The organism is Ensifer sp. SSB1, assembly GCF_016652895.1.
Taxonomy (GTDB): Bacteria; Pseudomonadota; Alphaproteobacteria; order Rhizobiales; family Rhizobiaceae; genus Ensifer.
On record NZ_JAEPRP010000266.1, the window covers coordinates 1 to 6,839 of the forward strand.

A 6,839-nucleotide genomic window follows, 5' to 3' on the forward strand; every position below is an offset into this window, starting at 1 on the left:
CCGCCTCCGGCGTCGGGCTTGATCGCTTCAATGACTGCTTCGCGGCGCACATGCGTCACCCGCTGGTCCTTGTCGAACACCCGGTAGGGCAGGGAATGCCCTTTCCACCGCACATCCAGCCTGCCGTCGGCAAGCGCGTAGGTCTCGACATAGCGACCGACCAGCCCGCGCGTCACCTCGGTCTCCTCCAGCATGATCCGCTGGCGCTCGAACGAAAACGTCAACTGGGCACCGACATAACGCTGCTCACGTTTGCATAGCACGTCGCGCAGCCGATCCGGGGCAAGGTTCAGCGGCCGATGCAGATCGTCAGATCGGGTAGGGGTAATGGCAAACTGGCGGTTATAGCGCTCCATGAACCGAGGCAGGAAAGCGTTGCCGTCGTCCATGCCGCAGATGCCCTCCAGGCGCAGATCCTTGATCAACCGGTCCTGTAGCGTCCGGTTCATCCGTTCGACCCGGCCCTTGGCCTGGCTCGAGTTTGCGCAAAGAATCTCGATGTTTAACTCGCAAAGTGCACGCCCGAACTGGGTCATGCCCTGACCGCCCTTGGCATCCTTCTTCGCCACCCGGAACACCGAATGCTTGTCGGAATAGAACGCGGCGGGAGCACCATGCGCCTTCAGATAGAGTTCCAGCGCTTCGAAATAGCTGAACGCACTTTCCGAGCGCACAAACCGCAACTGCATCAGCTTGCCGGTCGCATCATCGATGAACACCAGCAATGAACATGGATCGCCCCGATCTTCGAACCAGCGATGCTCGGAACCGTCGATCTTCATCCAGCTCGCTCGCCATCTCAACGACCAGCCGCGAAAGTGCCTCGACTACAGGACGCCGGCCGAAGTGTTCCGCGCACATTTGCAAGAGGGAGGCTGAACCCCTACCCCTGAAAACCGGCGTGTGCACTTCAATTAGGATTTTCCGACCCTTTTAAGGGTTGATAAAATCGGGTCATGGCGGTATTTATCCCCTTAAAGGGGTCTAAAAATGAAACTGACGCTGCAGATCCACTTTGACGGCAAATGGCACGACGCTGCAAATCTTGAGCTGAAAGATGACGATGCCGGCTACGTCGGTAGTTCGGTCGTCGACTACGATCTCGACTACTTTCTCGCCACGGCCGCGCAGGGTTTCGCTGCGGGTCAGACCATTTGCGATCACCGCGCATTGTCTGTTCGCTATCCGATTGACCTTGAAAATCGGTACAGCCGCCACTGGCCAGCCTTCCTCCTGGATCTCATGCCACAAGGCCATGCGCGGCGAAAGTTGACCGAGCACATCGGGCTCGACGAAGTGGCCCGTTCATCGGATCTATCTTTGTTGCTGCGAGCCGCGACGGGCGGAATTGGCAATATCCGCATCAAGGAAGCGGCAGACGCGGAGTCCGCTCGATTGAGCGGCTTGCAACGGCAGGGCGTAACGGAGGCGGATATCCTCGGGCGATCGGACCGCTTTATGGAAGTTGCCGACCGTTTCGCAATGTTGGCTTCCGGTTCTAGCGGATTGCAGGGTGAATGGCCGAAAGTGTCAATGACCCAGGCGAAAGACGGGCTCTTTTATCCCGACAGCATCGTGAAAGATGACGATGCCTTACGGCACGTCATCGTAAAGCTTGTTCGTAGCACCGAAGTCGTTGACCGCATCATACTAGAGGGCGAAGCGCACTATTCGCGAATTGCGCTGGAACTCGGTCTCAACGTCAAAGAACCATCGATCTACGCTGACGGCGTGCTCATCATTCCTCGTTTTGATCGAAGCTTTGGCGCGAACGGACAAACGATCCGCCTCGGACAGGAAAGCCTCGTTTCCGCGATTGGTGTTGCTGAGTTCGGTCACATCGGCACACATGAGGCGTATATCGATTTACTGAAGCGGCACTCGGGCGACCCGAGTGCCGACGTCGCAGAATACTTGAAACGCGATATCGCCAACCTGGCGCTCGGCAATCCAGATAACCACGGTCGGAACTCCGCATTGAGCAAGTACCCGGACGGAACGATCCGACTGTCGCCACTCTTTGACTTTGCGCCGATGCGTCTGGCGAAAGAGGGCATTGTGCGATCTACCCGCTGGGTCTCCATGCGCGACGCCGGCCTGGACCATTCTCCTGACTGGAAACGGATTTGCGCTGAGGTCTGGCCCGATGGCGACGTTCAGGCCAAGCTGATAGTTGAGCTGCGGGCTTTTGCACAGCGCCTGAGACTGGCTCCGAGCCATGCGAAGGAGTTGGGAGCGCCGGATGTCATCATCGAACGGGCCATGATGCGCTGCAGCGAGATCGCCGACAGTGTTGAAGTTGCGTTCTCTAAACCGGAAGGAGCTTGATCGAGTGGCCCGATGGAAAAAACCGACGAAAGAGCAGATTTCGGTGATGCGTCATGACGTTGCGGAACACGCGCGACGTGGCGACTTGCGCTTGCCGGATGCTGTGATGGATATGCGGAAAAGCATTGGCCTCACCCAGCAGGAGTTTGCCGACACCCTCGGCCTCACACGTAGACAGGTCGCGGAAATCGAAGCGGGCACTGCCAACCCGACGTTGGAGACGTTGGATAAGATTGGCCGGCTATTCGGTTTCACAGTGGGCTTCGTGCCGAAGGTGCGGCAGGATCCCTAGACCGCAGCGCTCGGGAACAGCATCCGACCAACTCGTGTTCTGGAGGACGTGGTGTTTAGAGCCCGGTCGGCTGGGATTTGCGTGATACGCAACAGCCTTGCCGCGATCTACGCGCTACTCTTCATCCGCGCCTATTAGGGCAGGGACGCAATCATCGACGGATCGTGGCAGCCGCCGAAGATCGCAGTGGCGTAGCAGAGTTAAGTTCCTTTGGAGTGCGTACAGGTCCCGGCGTCCAGGCCGGGCTCTGATCGCTTTTTGGCTGACGCTACTTCGGGCAGATCACGCAATGTTCCCTTTGTGCGTTCTGGATCGCATAATGTATCATCGGGAGCCGCACGCGGCGCGGCCTAGCCATCGCCGGTCCCGTATCACTCAAGTGCCTCAGCCGACCGGCTCTGTCGCACAGTCCCGCAATCGTTGAAGTTCGAGGCATCCAGACTGCATCACCGGCACGTGGTGCAATACCGACCTCGTGGAGACCGCGCCGCCGGCGGAAGTGGCGCCGCCTAACGCGTGGGGACCGCGATCTTTCCCATATCCGGCTGTGCCCGGCGACATATTCTTGGACGCTTAACCGCCGTGCGGAGAAGGGCGACAAGGGGTTTTGCTCACCCTTGCTGACCAACAGGTGGCCACGGCGGGCTTCGAGATCGCTTCGACGATCGCGTAATGAGTGCTTGGTTCAATGCTGTCCAGTGAGCCAGACGAAAGAGGACAATGGTGGTGGGGTCAAATCTAATGCCATTGACGCGTGTCTACAAATGGCTTGCAGTTTCCGATCCGGCAAGCGCAAAAGCCCCTCCTCAGGCGGTAAGAGGAAGGGTCGGACAGGCGGCCGGGACTTTCCTGTGGCGATGCGTGCAAGCCGGTTGCGGTGTCCGCAAATCACGCGGGCACTGCAACGGGAAAGCGTCGCCATGACAGGGCTTCGGGTAGACTGCGGCTACCCGCCTCAGCTTTTCTATTACGAGATCAGCTAATTCACTTTTTTTGCACGGGCTGCAACTCCCCCCGTTTTGGCTTCGGCGCCATCCTGAACATCCTGCACTTACAGCCTTTGCCAATTTCGCAGTTGTGCCAGATGTCCCCGTTCGAGTCCGTCAGCTTGCAATTAGGTAGCATTCCCTTGCAGTCTGCCCCCTCCCAGCTGCCTTCGCACGTGCAATAGCCGCTGTTGACGTCGCAGGAGAAGTTCGAACTCTGGGACCCACCCAATCTGCTCGCCGCCGCTGCGGCCGTTGCCGTGAGCGCTAGTGCTGCGAAAAGAATGATCATCTTCATTACCCGCCTCCCTCGAAGTCATCACGAATTTCGGAGCCGCTCACAGATCGCGCCGGCGCGTTCTTCCTTGGAAGGAACACCTGCGGCCCGCGAGCGACTAAATTGTCAATGCAGCCCCGTCTATTGATTCCACCTACATCGACTGCAGTGCACGTAAACATAAAGTTGTCTGAGCGTTTTCTTCGCAGTCGTCCCCGCTATGCAATAATATTCATAATTACTAATATAACATGGCTGTTCAGATCGGTCGATGCAGATCCGACCGCGACGGGGAGGGGAAAATGAAGAAGGTCGTTTTAGCGCTATTCGTGGCTGTTCTGATGCCCGATCCATCGGAAGCCACCACGCGAAAACTGCAGGGATCGTCGCTTGGCTTCAGCTGTGATGTGAATACCAACCAGTGCACATGCACAGGCACTTGGGACGGCGCCGACTGCAAAGCTATGAACGACAAGGTCTGCGCCGGGGACTCCGGAGTCCTATGCAGCCCGGTGGGCTGCACGTGCAAAATGCGTCTTACCGCTGTGCCGAAACCTCGTATTGATCGAGTTCCGATCGGTGGCACCAAGAAGTTGTCTCCGAATTAGACCAACACTGTAACGGTCATGCGGCCGCCGGAGACTGAAGCAGGCGAAGCGTCTGGCGAATAGTATTTGTGAAATGGTGGGCCCGGCAGGACTCGAACCTGCAACCAATCGGTTATGAGCCGACGGGTGTAGTGTATCGAGGGGAACTTCCTCCGTCAGTCGTCTTCCTCCAGGCAGCTCGTGGCGCACTCGGCGACGTCGACCGTTCTCTTCGACGCGAGGTCATCGCCAAACAGGTCAAGGCCGGTGTAGACGGCGATACGCGTCGGCTTACGGGCAAACTCTTCAATTGCCGACAGTTTCTCACTCTGACCGGGATCGATAGGCGAAGGGTTGGTAGCGGCCACTTGTTGGCTGTTTGGTTCAGGGGTGGGGACTGCGGTTGAGTTTGCCGTCGAGGGGGGCGCACCCTCGAGACTGACGGCCGGAGTTGTGGGGATCGGCTCGTTCGACGCTGTCTCGGCGTTCTTGCGGTTGAGCTTATAGCGAGCGATTTCTTCGCTCGAGAACACATGCATCTGCGACGGAGGCGTCTTGAACATCGTTGTCATGACTTCTGCCGACGTATCGAAACGAGCGAGCATGTCGATGATATCGGAAATTGACAGCTGTGCGTTCACCAGATCGTTCGATTCACTGGAGATCTGGTGGACGCCAAGCTCACCGTCCACCTGGCGTTCGATACCCGCCATAAAAATAAAGGCGCAGGCCGAGTAGCAACCTTTTCCTTTCGGAATAAAGGTGGAGAGGCGCCTCTCATGCACGTCGTCGGCAATCAACAGTGCCATCTGGACAGCGCCGCCGACGCTATCGAGCACCAGCAACCTGGCTTTCTGTGATGCATGCAGCGCCCGCCGGAAGTTCAGGGCGGAATAGAGGTCGATCTCGCCCGTGAGGGTGATGACGCTGGGGTCACTCTCCTCGAACGAGAAGGGACCAAATTTCTTTGTGGCAGCGAGCGCTGGATTACACACAAGCGAAAGGGCCAGGCAGAATGCCCATATGCGAATGAGGCCGAACGGAAAACTCGGCAAGATTGATACTCCCACGCTCTGTTTATATTCAGAGAACATTGATCAAATTGAAGTTGCAACACGAAAAAGCCGCAACGGTTAACGGAGCGACACGTCAGGGGTCGCGATCGCCAAGTTCCGTCCGTGGTTGAAGGAAAATGCGGATCTCGGTCACGAGCCCGGATGACTATTTCGTGGGCTTGCCGACTTCAGGAAAGCGCTAAATGATACAACCCAGGGGCGGGGAAGTATCATGCGAAGATTTCTTGTTGGTGGGGCCGTAGCTGTAACAATGATCTATTGGCTCGGCGCAAATAGCGACGACCGGGCGGCAGTCAATGAGACGCGGCTGCCTTCAGCAAGAATTGTCGTACAAGAACAGAATCCCGTGGCCGGAGGTAGCGCGCAAGTCTCTGCGGCCACGCCTCAGCAAGGCCGGTCCTCTGCAGCGGTTGAAAGCGCCGACACTGAGGAAGTGACCACCACGGTTTTCGTACGCGGCAAGCGCGTCGCCTTACGAGAAGGACCAGGGAAGAAGTTTCCGATCCTTGATCGCTACGATGCGGGTCGGCCGGTCCGCTTACTGTCAGTCGATGGTGAATGGTCCCGTGTCCTAGACAATCTCACACGGAGGGAGGGGTGGATTGCATCGCATCTCCTAAGTTCCGACAAACCTCGGTCGGAGCCAAAGCGCGATACACCTGAATCCGCAGAGTCGTCTCGTGAAGATCCAATCGAAGTCCCGCGGATTTCCGATTCCGTGATCGTACAGCGCATCATCGCTGACTCGATTGCCGGCTATAGCGGCTCGTGCCCATGCCCGGAAAGTCGCGATCGGGCTGGGCGGCGGTGCGGGCGCAGGAGTGCGTATTCGAAGCCCGGCGGAGCAGCCCCAATCTGCTATTCGGGCGATGTCTCAAGGGCGATGATCGATGCGTTTCGCTCGCGATTGTAATCCCGGGGGGTGGCCATTGCATTGTTGTCGGCTTGATTGGATTAAGCCCCGAACTTTTCTGAGATTTCGCCGAGTCTCCGCTGCCGGAAAGGCGTGGTCGCTGACGAAGCCATCAATCGGCGTGAGGCAGATCTCTCCATCGTATCCTCAGGAGAGGTTTCGCCGTTTTGGGAAGCTTCGAGCGATGGACCATCCGGGATGAGACTTCAAAGTCCGCGTTGATCTTCACGACGAGGAGCTTGCTGAAGTTACCTGCTACCTTGACGAAAACCTCGTCCTTGGACTTGAACGGGGTGATGGTTTTGATCTCAACGTGATCGTTGCCAAGCCTACCATCAGCACCCTGCGCATAGTTCTTGTTCAGCTTTATTCCGTAGGTG

Annotated in this window: 4 protein-coding genes and 2 pseudogenes; 3 read left to right on the forward strand and 3 right to left on the reverse strand. The window is 57.5% G+C overall.

The window, feature by feature from the left end:
- A pseudogene (locus tag I8N66_RS35205) lies at positions 1–782 on the reverse strand (ISNCY family transposase); the annotation flags it as partial.
- Positions 783–990: 208 nt separating this feature from the next.
- Between I8N66_RS35205 and I8N66_RS35210 the strand changes: the two are divergent.
- The gene (locus I8N66_RS35210; RefSeq protein ID WP_291164526.1) at positions 991–2,328 is read left to right on the forward strand and encodes a HipA domain-containing protein; all 1,338 of its coding nucleotides are present in this window, start codon (positions 991–993) and stop codon (positions 2,326–2,328) included.
- A gap of 4 nt (positions 2,329–2,332) precedes the next feature.
- Positions 2,333–2,620, forward strand: a complete 288-nt coding sequence (locus I8N66_RS35215; RefSeq protein WP_291164529.1) for a helix-turn-helix transcriptional regulator — start codon at positions 2,333–2,335, stop codon at positions 2,618–2,620.
- A 2,026-nt stretch (positions 2,621–4,646) separates the two neighbouring features.
- Here the strand turns inward: I8N66_RS35215 and I8N66_RS35220 are convergent.
- Positions 4,647–5,525, reverse strand: coding sequence for a hypothetical protein (locus I8N66_RS35220; RefSeq protein ID WP_291164531.1), 879 nt, complete (start codon positions 5,523–5,525; stop codon positions 4,647–4,649).
- A gap of 271 nt (positions 5,526–5,796) precedes the next feature.
- On the opposite strand from I8N66_RS35220, the gene I8N66_RS37655 reads away from it, so the two are divergent.
- Complete coding sequence (locus tag I8N66_RS37655) at positions 5,797–6,459, forward strand: SH3 domain-containing protein (RefSeq protein ID WP_365888377.1); 663 nt, start codon at positions 5,797–5,799, stop codon at positions 6,457–6,459.
- Positions 6,460–6,571: 112 nt separating this feature from the next.
- Here I8N66_RS37655 and I8N66_RS35225 read toward each other — a convergent pair.
- Positions 6,572–6,839 (reverse strand): annotated as a pseudogene (locus I8N66_RS35225) (hypothetical protein); the annotation flags it as partial.

Coding starts and splice junctions, on each gene's coding strand:
- I8N66_RS37655 (WP_365888377.1), top strand. CDS start 5,797: ATGATCTATTGGCTCGGCGCAAATAGCGACGACCGGGCGGCAGTCAAT.
- I8N66_RS35210 (WP_291164526.1), top strand. CDS start 991: ATGAAACTGACGCTGCAGATCCACTTTGACGGCAAATGGCACGACGCT.